Source organism: Bacillus sp. LM 4-2 (assembly GCF_000978495.1).
Taxonomy (GTDB): domain Bacteria; phylum Bacillota; class Bacilli; order Bacillales; family Bacillaceae; genus Bacillus; species Bacillus subtilis.
On record NZ_CP011101.1, the window covers coordinates 3,402,953 to 3,416,919 of the forward strand.

General features: G+C 43.6%; 12 protein-coding genes. 2 read left to right on the forward strand and 10 right to left on the reverse strand.

Annotated features, from left to right (window positions below; all coding sequences use genetic code 11):
- Positions 1–3: 3 nt before the first annotated feature.
- From mdxG to bslm_RS16975, 6 genes are all read right to left on the reverse strand, one after another.
- Positions 4–840: a maltodextrin ABC transporter permease MdxG gene (gene mdxG, locus bslm_RS16950; RefSeq protein WP_003228203.1), complete on the reverse strand. Its 837-nt coding sequence runs from the start codon at positions 838–840 to the stop codon at positions 4–6.
- On the reverse strand, positions 841–2,148 hold the full coding sequence (gene mdxF, locus bslm_RS16955; protein ID WP_003228201.1) for a maltodextrin ABC transporter permease MdxF: 1,308 nt from the start codon (positions 2,146–2,148) through the stop codon (positions 841–843).
- A gap of 41 nt (positions 2,149–2,189) precedes the next feature.
- Positions 2,190–3,443 (reverse strand): maltodextrin ABC transporter substrate-binding protein MdxE, encoded by a 1,254-nt coding sequence (gene mdxE / locus bslm_RS16960; protein WP_003228199.1) that lies wholly within the window; start codon positions 3,441–3,443, stop codon positions 2,190–2,192.
- A 95-nt stretch (positions 3,444–3,538) separates the two neighbouring features.
- Complete coding sequence (mdxD, locus tag bslm_RS16965) at positions 3,539–5,308, reverse strand: maltogenic alpha-amylase (protein ID WP_003228195.1); 1,770 nt, start codon at positions 5,306–5,308, stop codon at positions 3,539–3,541.
- 112 nt (positions 5,309–5,420) lie between these two features.
- Positions 5,421–6,371 carry a LacI family DNA-binding transcriptional regulator gene (locus tag bslm_RS16970; protein ID WP_046381356.1) on the reverse strand — a complete coding sequence of 317 codons (951 nt, stop codon included), beginning with the start codon at positions 6,369–6,371 and terminating at the stop codon, positions 5,421–5,423.
- Between the two features lie 206 nt (positions 6,372–6,577).
- A complete protein-coding gene (locus bslm_RS16975) occupies positions 6,578–7,153 on the reverse strand; it encodes an LOG family protein (protein ID WP_003228180.1) in 576 nt (191 codons plus the stop codon).
- 116 nt (positions 7,154–7,269) lie between these two features.
- Between bslm_RS16975 and bslm_RS16980 the strand changes: the two genes are divergently transcribed.
- Positions 7,270–7,590: a MazG nucleotide pyrophosphohydrolase domain-containing protein gene (locus bslm_RS16980; RefSeq protein ID WP_015714766.1), complete on the forward strand. Its 321-nt coding sequence runs from the start codon at positions 7,270–7,272 to the stop codon at positions 7,588–7,590.
- 26 nt (positions 7,591–7,616) lie between these two features.
- Here the strand turns inward: bslm_RS16980 and bslm_RS16985 are convergent, their stop codons facing one another.
- Both bslm_RS16985 and bslm_RS16990 read right to left on the reverse strand, forming a co-directional pair.
- Positions 7,617–9,209 carry a SulP family inorganic anion transporter gene (locus bslm_RS16985; RefSeq protein ID WP_003228175.1) on the reverse strand — a complete coding sequence of 531 codons (1,593 nt, stop codon included), beginning with the start codon at positions 9,207–9,209 and terminating at the stop codon, positions 7,617–7,619.
- Between the two features lie 18 nt (positions 9,210–9,227).
- Positions 9,228–9,821, reverse strand: a complete 594-nt coding sequence (locus bslm_RS16990; RefSeq protein ID WP_010886620.1) for a beta-class carbonic anhydrase — start codon at positions 9,819–9,821, stop codon at positions 9,228–9,230.
- Positions 9,822–10,203: 382 nt separating this feature from the next.
- On the opposite strand from bslm_RS16990, the gene bslm_RS16995 reads away from it, so the two are divergent.
- Complete coding sequence (locus bslm_RS16995) at positions 10,204–11,181, forward strand: 2-hydroxyacid dehydrogenase (protein ID WP_015251153.1); 978 nt, start codon at positions 10,204–10,206, stop codon at positions 11,179–11,181.
- A gap of 37 nt (positions 11,182–11,218) precedes the next feature.
- Here the strand turns inward: bslm_RS16995 and psdB are convergent, their stop codons facing one another.
- Positions 11,219–13,159 (reverse strand): lantibiotic ABC transporter permease PsdB, encoded by a 1,941-nt coding sequence (gene psdB, locus bslm_RS17000; RefSeq protein WP_029725972.1) that lies wholly within the window; start codon positions 13,157–13,159, stop codon positions 11,219–11,221.
- Positions 13,134–13,913 carry a lantibiotic ABC transporter ATP-binding protein PsdA gene (psdA, locus tag bslm_RS17005; protein WP_003228167.1) on the reverse strand — a complete coding sequence of 260 codons (780 nt, stop codon included), beginning with the start codon at positions 13,911–13,913 and terminating at the stop codon, positions 13,134–13,136. The genes psdB and psdA overlap by 26 nt, the downstream gene beginning before the upstream one ends.
- Positions 13,914–13,967: the final 54 nt, after the last annotated feature.

Sequence of the window (13,967 nt, forward strand, 5' to 3'; positions counted from 1 at the left end):
GAATTACCCCTTTGTTCCGCCGGCTGTCAAACCGGACACAAAGTTCTTTTGGAGAAAAAAGAATAGAACGCATATCGGCAGTGCGGCAAGGCTGGCACCAGCCGCAAATAGAGCTACTTTTTGCTGCTGCGGATTAGAAATAAAGGATTGTAATCCTACAGCGATGGTCAGCCTTTCCGGTGAGCGAAGCAAAAACTTTGCCAGCAAATAATCGCCAAACGGTGCCATAAATGCCCAAAGCGCTTGCACCGCGAGCATTGGCTTAACAAGCGGCAGAACAATTGAAGCGAAAATCCTCAGATGTCCCGCTCCGTCAATTCGCGCGGCTTCATCAATTTCTCTCGGCACAGTATCAAAATAACCTTTCATCAGCCACGTGTTCATCGGAATTCCGCCGCCGATATAGATCGCTGTTAAAAACCAGTATTGATCGAGTGCGCCTATTAGCATCGCCAAGACATAAAAAGCAGTCAGCGCCGCCATTGTCGGCACCATTTGAATGATTAAAAAGAATATCAGGCTCTTTTTTCTGCCTGCAAACCGATAGCGGCTGTACGAGTACCCGGCAAGTGTCACAATCGTAACCTGCAAAACCATGACCGATAGCGCGATGACAAGTGTATTGCTGTACCAATTGAGATAAAGCGTTTCGTCAAATAGCCGCTTAAAATGATCCAATGTCCAAGAACCCGAAAAATCGAGCTGAAAAGCCGCCGAATTCCCCACACGGAAGGCTGATGATGCCGTAATCAGCAACGGATATATAATGACAATACTTAAAAGCGTCAAAAATAAATACGTACAGATTTTATTAAGCATTCTGGCAGTGCTCGCGTTCACCTACATAACCTCCTCATTGCCAAAAGCATTCGATTTTTTGAAAGCAATCAGTGAAATTCCAATGACAATGAAAGAAATTAACAGTGTCACAGCTGCCGCAACGGAATATTGGGGTGATGTGCCTGTTGTCAGTTTATAAATCCACGAAATTAAGATATCGGTCGATCCGGCCCCGGCTCCCACACTGCCTGGCCCTCCCTCATTAAATAAATAGATGATCGAGAAATTATTGAAATTAAACGTATACTGAGTAATCATCACGGGTGCTGTGGCAAATAAAATCATCGGGAATGTAATATGCCGAAAACGCTGAATAAAAGTGGCCCCGTCAATCTTTGCCGCTTCATACAATTCACCTGGAATCGCCTGGAGCACTCCCGTTACCATGACATATATATATGGAAAGCCGAGCCACGTTTGAATCATAATGAGGGCTGTCTTTGTCCAGAAAGGATCGGTCTTCCACGCGATCGCAGGCAGCTCGACAAACGGCAGGTGATTGAATAATGGTATCACCTGTGCATTCACCGCTCCTATGCTGTCGTTAAACATGTTGGAAAAACTCATGATTGTAATAAAAGCCGGAACAGCCCATGGAAATAAGAAAATCATTCGAAATATCCGCTTGCCTTTTATAAAATCCTGATTGACGAAAAGTGCCGTCACAATACCTAAAATGATTTGCAGCGTTGTTGCACAGATTGTCCAGATAACCGTCCAGCCCAGTACATTCACAAATGTTTCACGATAGGAGCCAAGGAAAAAAATATTCAAGAAATTTTTAAACCCGACCCAGTCAATCAGACGATTAGGCGGAATATGATAAAAATCATAGTTTGTACATGCAACAAACAGAGTCACCAAAACCGGAAAGATAATCACAAACACCATCATGATATATGCCGGCAGTGTAAATAGATATGGAAACCCTTTATCGCCCGCATGACAGATCATATCCTTGGCTGTTGTATTGACTTCCAAACCCGCCGCTTTCATAGCGGCGGTCTTACGCGAATCATGAATATTAAAGATATAGAACATGAGGAAAATCATTGTCACGATCAATTGCAGCGTGCCTTCAATCAGCATAAACAGCGAGTGATCTTCACCGGGAACACTTCCCAATGTCATCAATCCGGTTAGCGCCTGTATACCGAAAACGCATAATTCAAAAGCAAACAAGCCTGTGATGGCAAGAAATAAGAGCCCCTTTGACAATTGCTGATTCGCAATCTGCCCAAGTCCTGGAATGATCGATAAAAGCCCTGCCTTTCGTTTTTGCTTTGCAAGTGTGTGATGTTTATTCATTTTTTTCCGCCCTCTATTCTTCCGGACGCTATCCCGCCGTTTTATTTCACATACTTTTCTTTAATATTTTCCTTTATGACGTTTACAGCATCATTCGCTGATGTTTGTGTCGATTTTTTTCCTGAAGCTGCATCAAAAATTAAACTTTCCGCTCCTGTCCATACTTCAGCCATTTCCGGAATATTTGGAGTCGGCGTCGCTGTTTCATATTGTTTAATCACAGCTGACGTCAGTTCATTCTTTTGCTCATCGGCTTTCTTCCTTGCGGCAGTGTTGGCCGGAACTTCGTTTGTATTCTGATAAAAAGCGTAAGCATTGGCATCATTTGCAGCATACTCAAGCCATTTTTCAGCCAGCTCGGGCTCTTTTGTATATTTTGAAGCTACCCAGCCCTTCCCGCCCGCAAAAGGGGCATATTCTTCTCCATTGGGCAATGTCGGAATGGGAGCCGCTCCGTAGTTCAATTTAGCCTCTTTATAATTGGCAGCTGACCAAGGACCGCCAATGATCGCAGCCGCTTTGCCTTCTAAAAACATCTGCTGAATAAAGTCGTCTGCGCTTGAATTGTCTTGCATTCCTTTCGGCCAATATGTTTCAAACCATTTCTCCGCATATTTCACCGCTTCTACAGCTCCTTTATTGTTCAGGCCGATGTCCCCGGAATCTGTGCCGTTTTTTCCAAACACATATCCGCCGTATCCAGCCAATAAGCCGTACGACATATAAAAGTCAGTCCATTTTGCTAAAAATCCGGTTGATTTTCCTTTTTCCGAAACAAACGCGAATCGAGGATCTTCCGTTAACTTTTCAAGGTCTTTAAATGTTTTTGGCGCTGTTTTTAAAAGATCTTTGTTGTAATACAAAATAAGTGTCTCAATGACTAGCGGCATTCCGTACACTTTGCCGTCAACTGTCACCTGCTGCATTTCTTTATCACCAAAGCTTTTTGTATGAGATGGCTTAATGTCAAGCAAATGTCCTTGCTGTCCCAAACCGCCGATCCGGTCATATGCAGCAAGCATAACATCAGGCGCATTACCCGCCGGGCCATCAAGAGGAAGCGCTTCTAACTGTTCGAACATTTGCTTTTCAACAATTTTTACTGTGACATCATTCTCTTTTTCGAACTTTGTTTTTATGCTTTCAATGTATTCTTTATACGTTTCTTCGACAGACACAGTCAGCACCTTTTTGCCATCAGAGCTTGCTGGATTTTTTGAACTTGAGCAGGCGGCAAGGCCGATTGCCAGAAATGATGCCGCCAATATGGCGAACCCCTTTTTAAAAAGAACCATCTCTTTTCCCCCTTCTATTTACGAAACTATAACAATTGTATTGTCCTATAGAAAGCGGTTACAACAACTTTTGATTTGTTACCGATAACAGAATGTTATACAGGGGCGGCAGCACTCAAAATCAAAAATTCTCCCGGCTGAACGGCAATGACATCGTGATAATGAAGCGGCTGCTCTGTCCATGCATCACAGATTTTCTTATTCCTATCAATATTCAACTCTCGTAAACTGACGTGTTGAACCACATTCCCTTGATTAAAGAAATAAATCAGTATTTTTTCATCAAGAGTCCGCGAAAAGCTAATGAAATCATTTTTGTCGTCCAGCAGATTCCACTCAAGATGTCCTTCAGTCAATAAAGTGTTTTCCTGCTTGCGTAAAGCAATTAACCGTTTCATAAATTGCAGCATGTCTTGGTTTTGCTTCTCTTTTTCCCAAACCATACATTTCCGGCATAATGGATCATTTTCGCCGTTCAGCCCGATTTCCGTTCCGTAATAAATGCATGGTGAGCCTGTCTGGGCAAACATAAAGGCCAGCAACGCGCGTGCTTTCTTCTCATCATTGCGGCATCTGGTCAAAAGGCGCTTTGTATCATGGCTATCCAGTAAATTAAACATCACCTCATTGGCCTGCTTCATTCCATTCATCAAATGTGCATTGACACGGTGAGCCATACGTGAAGCTGAGATCGTCTGGTCAGCAAAGTATTCAATCATAGGCTCTGTAAAAGGGTAATTCATCGCCGCATGAAATTCATCCCCTCTAAGCCAGGGTTCGGCAGAATGCCAGATCTCACCTAAAATATAAACATCAGGCTTTTCAGTAGATACAGCCTGCCTAAATGTCTTCCAAAAAACGTGATCCACTTCATTTGCGACATCCAAACGCCAGCCGTCAATGTCAAATTCGCGAATCCAGTACAAAGCAATATCAAGCAAATATTTCTGCACCTCGGGATTAGCCGTGTTTAGCTTCGGCATATCAGCTGTAAAAGCAAATCTGTCATAATTGTCGTCTGTGACGGGAAAAGAGTGAATATGGAACCAGTCCTTATAGCGGGATTGATCTCCGTTTTTGACGACATCCTGCCATTGCGGAGACGCGCTTCCTATATGGTTAAAAACCGCATCAAGCATAATTCTCATCCCCCGCTGATGCAGCTGGCTGACCAATGTACGAAAAAGCTCAGGATCCCCGAAATGCGGATCAATAGAAAAGTAATCCAGCGTGTCGTATTTATGATTAGAAGGCGCGGAAAAGATCGGTGTCAGATAAATGCCGTTCACCCCTAAATCCTCTAAATAATCAAGCTTGTCAACAATTCCTTGTAAATCCCCTCCAAAAAAATCATTGACGTCCGGGTCCTTGCTCCCCCACGGCAATGCATTCTTCGGTGACAAGTCTTCTCTTCCATTTGCAAAACGCTCCGGAAAAATTTGATACCAAACCGTTGACTTGACCCATTCAGGCGCTTGAAATGTATCAGCCTCGTGAACAAACGGAAATTTAAAGTAATAATGAATCGTTTCCAGTGTTTTTTCGTTATAAGGGCATACACCCGAACTTCCGAAAAAGATGTCTTCATGATCGTCTGTTACAACAAACGCATATTGTAAACGCCTAAATGGCGGCACCACTTCAGCAAACCAATAGTCATGCATTTCTGTAGCAGCAATTTTCCTCATCGGCTGCTCGTTTGCCGACCATTTGCCGTCGTTGTACTCATAGGGATCACCCCAAATGAATCGAATGTGATCTGCATCACCTTTTTTCGTCCGAATCTTGATATGCACAGTCCGCCCATCATAAGAATAAGCATCTGTGCTGAATGGCTGGTGATGAATCGCTGCATATTCCATCATGTTTCCCCCTTTGATTTCCGTTTTATTGAAGCCGGCTCATAGTTTGAAAGTATCATGATGAAATTGTGGGAACAATCCTTTTCACCCTGTTACCGATAACAGAATAAGGCGCTTACAGCGTTGATTCTCGTACAATTAACTCTGGTTCAAAAAATAGACTTCCTTGTGCAGCACCGTCTTCATTCATTTTTTTCAGCAACATTTTCGCACAGGCTTCCCCCATTTCAACAACAGGCTGTCTGACCGTAGTCAAGCGCGGCGAGGAGATGCGATCAAGAAACACACCGTCATTCCCGGTAACCGCAACGTCTTCCGGAATTCTCTTTCCAAGGGATTGCGCCGCACGAATGACGCCGAGCGCGATTCGATCAGATGCGCAGACAAATGCGGCTTGATTGTCCATGGATTTCAGCAGTTCTCTTGCAAGGCCCTCACTTTTCTTAGAACTGTTGTCGATCCGAAACATATTCGATTTTTTAAAGCTTTTATTCATCGCCCGTATATACCCCTGTTCTCTTGCACGTTCGAAAGGCTCATCTAAATCAATGCCAAAAAAGACAACTTCCCGCTCCCCCAGCCCCATAACATGGCGGGTTGCCATAAAAGTGCCTTTCTCGTTATTCACATCGATAAAGTCATAGCCCATTTCATTTTGTCCAAATACGACGAGCGGCTTCTCAAACGCTTTTATTACACCTTCAAAATCGTTCTTTCTCAAGCCGGTGGCAATAATGCCGTCACATTGGCCAATATTAAGAGAATTTCTTGTCACAAGCTGGAGAGCATAGTGATTGCGATCCAGCTCCCTGCTGATTCCTGTCAGCAGGTTCATGTAATATGGTTCTGTCGTATCCATTTCCTCAAGTATCAATAGTTTCACAACCTGTGTTCTGTTTTGCACGAGCGCTCTCGCCGCATAATTAGGGATGTAATTCAGCTCTCTCATCGCAGAATGAACAAGCTTTTTCAATTCATCTGTCACCGTCTCAGGGTGATTGATCACTCGTGATACCGTCATTTTCGAAACATTTGCTTTTTTCGCCACATCTGACAATGTTGCCATTTTCATCCCCTCCTTATCTGTGCTTATTATCCAAACTAGTGATAAAGTCCTCTATTACTGTTAAATATACGATGCAGGCAAAAGAGAAATAAAAAAGAGATTTCCCTTAAGGAAAACCTCACTTTGTTAAAAACACTCGATTTTTCATGGATTCATACGCTAGGTGGCAGACTCATTCTCTCCACTTCCATGAGAAAGTCTCTTTTTTAAATTTCTGTCCACTTTTTTTCTAAAATCGGATAAGAATAATTTTGCATTTGCTCAATTAACTCATCCGGCCGTGACGAGCTGTGAATCAGTTTTAGGTGCGATTCGTTAGAAAACCCTTCTTGAATGCTGTATTTCACCATTTTCATCATTGGTTCAAAATATCCGTTTACATTGTACAGTCCGATTGGCTTTTGGTGGATGCCGATCTGTGCCCAGCACAGCACTTCAAATAATTCTTCATATGTACCGAAGCCGCCCGGCATCGAGATAAAGCCGTCCGCCAGCTCGCTCATTTTAGCCTTTCGTTCATGCATCCCGTTTACTTCAATCAGCTCAGTCAGATTCTGATGGACAACCTCCCCGCTGAACAAACCGCTCGGCATGACCCCGATTGCAGTTCCGCCGTTTTCCATAATCGCGTCAGCAATCGTGCCCATCAAGCCTACGCGGGAGCCCCCATAGACAAGGCCGATTCCCTGCTCAGCCATATACACGCCAAGCTCTGCCGCTTTTCTTTTATACGCTTCATTTCCCCCAGGGTTTGATCCCGCAAATACACAAATGGTTTTCATCTTGTCATCTCCGCATCTATATATCGTGTTAAATATTCAAAAACACACTATATATTGTCCCATCTTCATGTGATAATATCAATATGAAATACATAAAGAATGCAGGAGTGATGAGGTTGGAGCTGGCTGATGCAGAAAAATGGATGAAAGAGTTTTACGAAAAAAGAGGCTGGACAGAATACGGACCTTTTATTCGCGTCGGCTTTTTAATGGAGGAAGCCGGAGAACTGGCCCGGGCTGTCAGGGCGTATGAAATCGGCAGAGACCGGCCGGATGAGAAAGAATCGTCACGCGCTGAGCAAAAACAAGAATTGATTGAAGAAATGGGAGATGTCATCGGAAATATCGCCATTCTTGCTGATATGTATGGTGTCTCTTTAGAAGACATCATGAAGGCACACCAAGAAAAACTGACAAAACGATTTGAACATGCATAAAAAAGCGGCCGCGATGGCCGCTTTTTTTAACCTGTGATTTCATCATGGTGATCAAAGAAATGCTGCTTTCCTATTTTGTGAAAAAGGCCTGTTTTATGCAGCAGCTCCTTTGGCTGCGATTGCAATCCTACAATCATCAGCTTTCCATTGTGGCGTTTAATTCGATTCATAATGTTCCCAAGCACCGCTTCAGCTGACGTATCCATATAGTGCACCTTATTCATGAGCAGAATGAGGGTTTTCGGTTTTTTCTGTACATGCTCCAGCAATGACGATTCAAGGGAATCAATTGATCCGAAAAACAGCGGCCCTTCTATGGCATACATGCTGACAGATGGATCTTCTCTCTTCGCCAGAACAGGATGCGATTCCTGATTGTGGATGCGGGTCGCTTCGCTCATTCTTCTGATAAAGAACACAAATGCAAGCAGCAATCCGGTTGCCACACCGATGATTAAGTCAAAAAGAACCGTAAGGGCGAAGGTCGCCGCCAAAATAAAGGAATCAGCATTTTTCAGTCTCAGCATGTTTGCGACTTCCTTGCGCTCACTCATATTCCATGCGACCACCATGAGAATCGGTGCCATACTGGCAAGCGGCACATGGGACGCATAAGGCGCAAATACAAGCAGGACAAGGAGAACGACTACGCCGTGAACGACGCCGGAAACAGGGGAAACCGCTCCGTTTTTTATATTGGTCGCCGTTCTCGCAATCGCTCCTGTAGCCGGGATTCCGCCAAACAGGGGCGCTGCCATATTCGCAATCCCCTGGCCGACAAGCTCCTTGTTGCTGTCATGCTTTGAGCCCTTCATGTTATCAGCGACCATTGCGGACAAAATCGACTCAAGTCCTCCAAGAAGCGCGATGACAAGCGCAGCCGGAAACAGCATAACCATTTTATCCAAAGTAAGCTCAGGAAACTGAAATTCCGGCAAATGGCGGGGGATTTCTCCATAAGTTGACCCAATCGTTGCCATGCGGTCAGGGAAAAAGACAACCGCGACCACTGTGGAAATAAGAAGCGCCAACAAAGCGCCCGGCACTTTAGGCATCACCTTGGCGGATACAAGCAAAATGACGAGCCCGATCACAGCTGTCAAAATGGCATACACGTTAAAGGTGCCGAGCTGCTGTACAATTTCAAACATGTTGTGGTGAAAGTTCTCATGTTTTTCAACATTTCTCAATCCGAGAAAATTAGCGATTTGTTCCGTAAAGATCAGCACGGCAATTCCGGCTGTAAAACCGACGATAACGGGTTTAGGCACGAATTTCATTATTTTTCCGAGCTTAAACAGCCCAAACAGCACCAGCATTACCCCTGCCATAAACCCCGCAATCAGCAGATTTTCCAAGCCGTACTGCATGATAATGCCGAATAAAATCGGGACAAAGGCGCCCGTCGGACCGCCAATCTGATATTTTGATCCCCCAAACAAAGAAATACAAATCCCTGCTATAACAACAGTGTACAGCCCGTATTCGGGCTCGACTCCCGAGGCAATGGCAAACGCCATTCCTAAAGGAATTGCCACGACACCTACTACGATACCTGCAATTAAGTCTTTCTGAAATTTCTGTAAATTGTATCCCTTGAATCTCCCTGAGAATCGCATATTTTGTTATAACCTCCCTTATGAGTGATTGTTTATTAGCTCAGTTTCATAACCGTTAATGACCACATCAAGTTTTCCTGTTTCAGGGTGAATGACAAGTCCGTGAACCGGCACTTTTTTCGGAAGCAGCGGATGGTTCTTAATCATGTTCACACTGTGGGAAACGCTTTCTTCCACGCTGTGAAAACCAGTCAGCCACGTTTTCAAATCGAGTCCGGCACTCGTCAGCAAATTCAGGCAGCTATCCTCCACCCCGCGTTCCTTTGCTTTCTCAAGAATCGAGGACGCATTCAGCCCTGACATTCCGCATTCATGATGGCCGACAATGCATACCTCTTCAGCCTGCAATTCATAAATCGCGACCAGTATGCTTCGCATCACGCTTCCAAATGGGTGAGAAACGATGGCTCCCGCGTTTTTTACAATTTTAGCATCACCGTTTTTAAGCCCCATTGCTTGCGGAAGAAGTTCTGTAAGCCTTGTATCCATACAGGTGACAATGACGAGCTTTTTCGAAGGAAACTTTGTCGTTTTGTACGGTTCATACTTCTTCTCACTGACAAACCGCTGATTGTGTTCCAAAATTGATGTTAAAGAAACCATTTGATTCATCTCCCATCCATATGATTTTGCAAGCCTTCTTACCCAGCTTACAGTAAGGAATTATAGCATAGGAATAAGCCAAGAAAAGGCTTTCAAAAAAAGACACTATAATTGGACTGTAGAATCAAAACATAAACATTTATATCTTTCAAAGATAATAAAATTTATATTTAATGAATCCTATAATCCGGCTGCAGCTCGCATATTGATGATTTGTCTGACAAAAAATATGGGTGAATTCTGATAATTAAAAAACTTTTTTAAGCAGATATAGCTGTTCGATCTTCATTTTAAGTTCAAAAGAACCAGAAACTAAAAAAACGCAGCTATATTTTTAACACCTATTTATTTTCGATATAATGAAATAGACAACAGCCATAAAGGGGGAGCCTTGTTGAAACCATTTGTATTTATCACAAAACCGATTCCTGAAGAGATTGAAGCATTCATCGGTGAACATTGCCGTTATGAAGTATGGCAGGAGGATACGCTTCCGAGTGACGTGCTATTTGAAAAATTAAAAGAAGCGGAGGGACTTTTAACATCAGGGACGTCCGGGCCGTCAATCAATCGTGAGTTGCTGGAACACGCGCCTAAGCTCAAAGTGGTCAGCAACCAATCAGTAGGCTACGATAACTTCGATATAGAAGCAATGAAAGAAAGAGGAGTCGTCGGGACTCATACACCTTATACACTGGATGACACAGTTGCAGATCTGGCTTTTTCACTGATTCTGTCTTCCGCCAGACGTGTTGCCGAACTGGACCGTTTTGTCAGAGCAGGAAAATGGGGAACCGTGGAAGAGGAAGCGCTTTTCGGAATTGATGTTCATCATCAAACGTTAGGCATTATCGGCATGGGCAGAATTGGAGAACAAGCAGCGAGACGCGCCAAATTTGGTTTTGATATGGAAGTGCTTTATCATAACCGACATCGCAAACAAGAAACAGAAGACAGCATCGGCGTTAAGTATGCAGAGCTTGATACATTGCTGGAGCAATCTGATTTTATTCTTCTCATTACGCCGCTGACTGATGAAACCTATCACATGATAGGAGAACGCGAATTTAAGTTGATGAAGGATTCAGCAATTTTCGTCAATATTTCCCGGGGAAAGACAGTTGATGAAAAAGCACTGATTCGCGCTCTTCAGGAAGGCTGGATCAGGGGAGCCGGCTTAGATGTATACGAAAAAGAGCCTGTCACCCAAGATAATCCGCTCCTGCAGCTGGATAATGTCACGCTGCTTCCTCATATCGGTTCAGCAACAGCTAAAGTGCGCTTCAACATGTGCAAACAGGCCGCCGAAAATATGCTCGCAGCGATCCAAGGGCAAACACCGAAAAATCTTACAAGAGAATTTCAATAAATCAAAAATCCGGTCTGATAACAGACCGGATTTCATATTACATACGCTGAAGAACAGCACGCTTATAAATATGACGGGTGACGATATAATAAAGAGCCTGGAATACAAAATAAATGAAGATGACAATTACGGCCTCAAGAAATAAATTGGAATTCAGCATATTACTTAACGCTGCATACGCAAAGCCCGCGTGAATCGTACCTGCGATAAATGGGATGAAGAATAAAAATCCTATTTGCTTTCCAAGGATCGAGTGAATCTCTTTGTCCGTAACCCCTATCCTCTTTAACGCTAACACCTGCACTCTCGTATCTTCTATTTCCGTAAACATCCGCAAATACAGCATGCTTCCTTGCACGATAAAAAACAGCACGCTGACAAACAGACCAATAAACAGCATTAATGCAACTCCCTGCTTCACAATTTGATAACTAGGAGCACGTGTTTGAAAATCAGATGTATGTTCTTTCGGCACCATGTTTTCAAGCTTTTCAGAGACATCCACCGTCTCCTGCCAATGCTCAAGCTCATAACCTACCATTCTCATCTGTTCCTTCAGCGGCACATCCTGTGACAGACTGTCAAAGCTCTTTTCGCTGACAACCAATAAACGGCTGACTCCATCGACAGACATCAATATCCCTTTGTTTTGCTGCTTTTTCATGACATAGGAAAGGGTTTTTCCTGACTTCATATGAAATGCTGCTGTTTCCCCTTCTCCAAATGTGTCTTTCACCATCATTTGAAAAGAAACATTAATAAATGCTTCATTTTCTTGTAAATGAATAACTGGGAACCCTTTTTCCTTTGCGACTTGATTATAGACTTTTTCTGAAATCAGCAAAGCTTCAGCTTCCATCTTCTTATTTCCATACGGCAAGTCTGACTGAAAAGTGACAGGAATCCCTGTGGCATCCACCTTATACTTGATAACAGCATGAGCTTTTTTCAATGTATTCTCAGCTGTCTCAGGCTTCATGACCTGAAAGCGGGAAGCATCCTTTTCCACCCAGGAAACAGACTGAGGAATGCTTTGCTCCTCCTGCCTTTGTAAATCGGAATAAAACATATAGATGACACCTGTAGCTGTTAGTATGACCGCTGTAATGACAGAGGTTAAAAACAGCATGCGTGCATGATCCTTCAGCCTGAATATCATGTTGGAACGCACAATGATATTCGTGCCTTTGTAGAAGCTGTGTTTCTTTCGGTACAGCATGCGGAAAAACGCCACACTGCTTTGTGTAAAAAAGAAATACGTGCCAACTAACACTAAAATCAAAATTGGAAATACCCGAAACATCATGTCAATGGCATTGGCTGTTGCAGATAGATAATAACCGCTGCCAAGACATAGCAAAGACAATACAGTGAGCCATTTCGAATAAACCGGCAAACTTTTCGGCTTTTTGGCCGATTTAATCAGTTCAATGATTTCCAGCTTCCGAATCCGTCCCAGTGATAAAATGAGCAGCGTCTGAAACAGGATGAGAAAGCCGGCAATTGTCATCACAAACGCTTTCGGCACAATGGCAAACGAAATCGGCACCTTCACGCTGAGCATCCATGTCATAATCATAAAAAACAGTTTTGAAAATAACAGGCCTGCTCCAATGCCGGCCGCAATCGCCGCAAGAGAAATAAGTGACTGCTCATAATAAATCATCTTGCGAAGCTGCTGCTTTGATGTGCCAAACAGTGTCAGCAGCCCAAACTCTTTCTTTCTTGCCTGCAAAAACGCTGAATTGGAATATGTGATGAAAAATATACAAAACACAATGATGACGACAAGAGCTGCGCTCAAGCATGTTTTGACAAGGCTTCCGCCATATATATTGTCTTCATTGACATCAGGATGAAAAATAAATGATGTGAAGACAAAAAACACCGAAACGGCAAACACACAGCTTAAAAAGTAGGCCACATACCGTTGCAGATTCCCAAGAATGTTTTTACGGGCGATAGTTCTCAAATTCATGAAAATCGCCTCCCAACACACTCAAGGTATCCAATATACTTTGATAAAACACCTGCCTGTTTGTTCCTCTGTGAATCTCTGAAAAGAAACGTCCGTCTTTAATAAAAACAATTCGTTTACAGAAACTTGCTGCTGTGGCATCATGCGTAACCAACAGAATCGTCGCTTCCTTTTCCTCATTCAGCTGAGCCAGTGTGTTCATCACTTGCTTTGCCGATTTTGAGTCGAGGTTTCCTGTCGGTTCATCGGCAAGGATGAGCGCCGGATTGTGAATAATCGCTCTGGCACAGGCTGCCCGCTGCTGCTGTCCGCCCGAAACCTCATATGTGCGATGATCGAGAATGTGCTTGATTTGCAGCGTATCCGCCAGTTCATCCAATCGGGCTTCCATTTCTCTCAGCTTTACCTTATCCAATGCGAGCGGCAAGAGAATATTTTCACGAATCGTCAGCGTATCAAGCAGATTAAAATCCTGAAAGACGAAGCCGAGTTCTCTTCTGCGAAACAAAGCCAGCTCTTGGTCCTTTAACGTTTTCGGCTGAATGCCGTTGATCATCATCTCGCCCTGGGTCGGCTTATCAATGGTAGCCAGCAAATTCAAAAGCGTGGTTTTTCCGCTTCCCGACGGCCCCATAATCCCGACAAATTCCCCTTTTGACACACTGAGATCAAAGGCGCTGAGCGCTTGGTATGATATTGTTCCTTTATTTGAATAGTACGTTTTCGATAGGTTCGTTGTTTGCAACACGTTCATGTTCTGCTCCTCCTTTTTCTTTATTATAAAAAGGAAGTCAGCATCCTCCCATCG

Coding starts and splice junctions, on each gene's coding strand:
- mdxF (WP_003228201.1), bottom strand. CDS start 2,148: ATGAATAAACATCACACACTTGCAAAGCAAAAACGAAAGGCAGGGCTT.
- mdxE (WP_003228199.1), bottom strand. CDS start 3,443: ATGGTTCTTTTTAAAAAGGGGTTCGCCATATTGGCGGCATCATTTCTG.
- mdxD (WP_003228195.1), bottom strand. CDS start 5,308: ATGATGGAATATGCAGCGATTCATCACCAGCCATTCAGCACAGATGCT.
- bslm_RS16970 (WP_046381356.1), bottom strand. CDS start 6,371: ATGGCAACATTGTCAGATGTGGCGAAAAAAGCAAATGTTTCGAAAATG.
- bslm_RS16975 (WP_003228180.1), bottom strand. CDS start 7,153: ATGAAAACCATTTGTGTATTTGCGGGATCAAACCCTGGGGGAAATGAA.
- bslm_RS16985 (WP_003228175.1), bottom strand. CDS start 9,209: ATGCGATTCTCAGGGAGATTCAAGGGATACAATTTACAGAAATTTCAG.
- bslm_RS16990 (WP_010886620.1), bottom strand. CDS start 9,821: ATGAATCAAATGGTTTCTTTAACATCAATTTTGGAACACAATCAGCGG.
- psdB (WP_029725972.1), bottom strand. CDS start 13,159: ATGAATTTGAGAACTATCGCCCGTAAAAACATTCTTGGGAATCTGCAA.
- psdA (WP_003228167.1), bottom strand. CDS start 13,913: ATGAACGTGTTGCAAACAACGAACCTATCGAAAACGTACTATTCAAAT.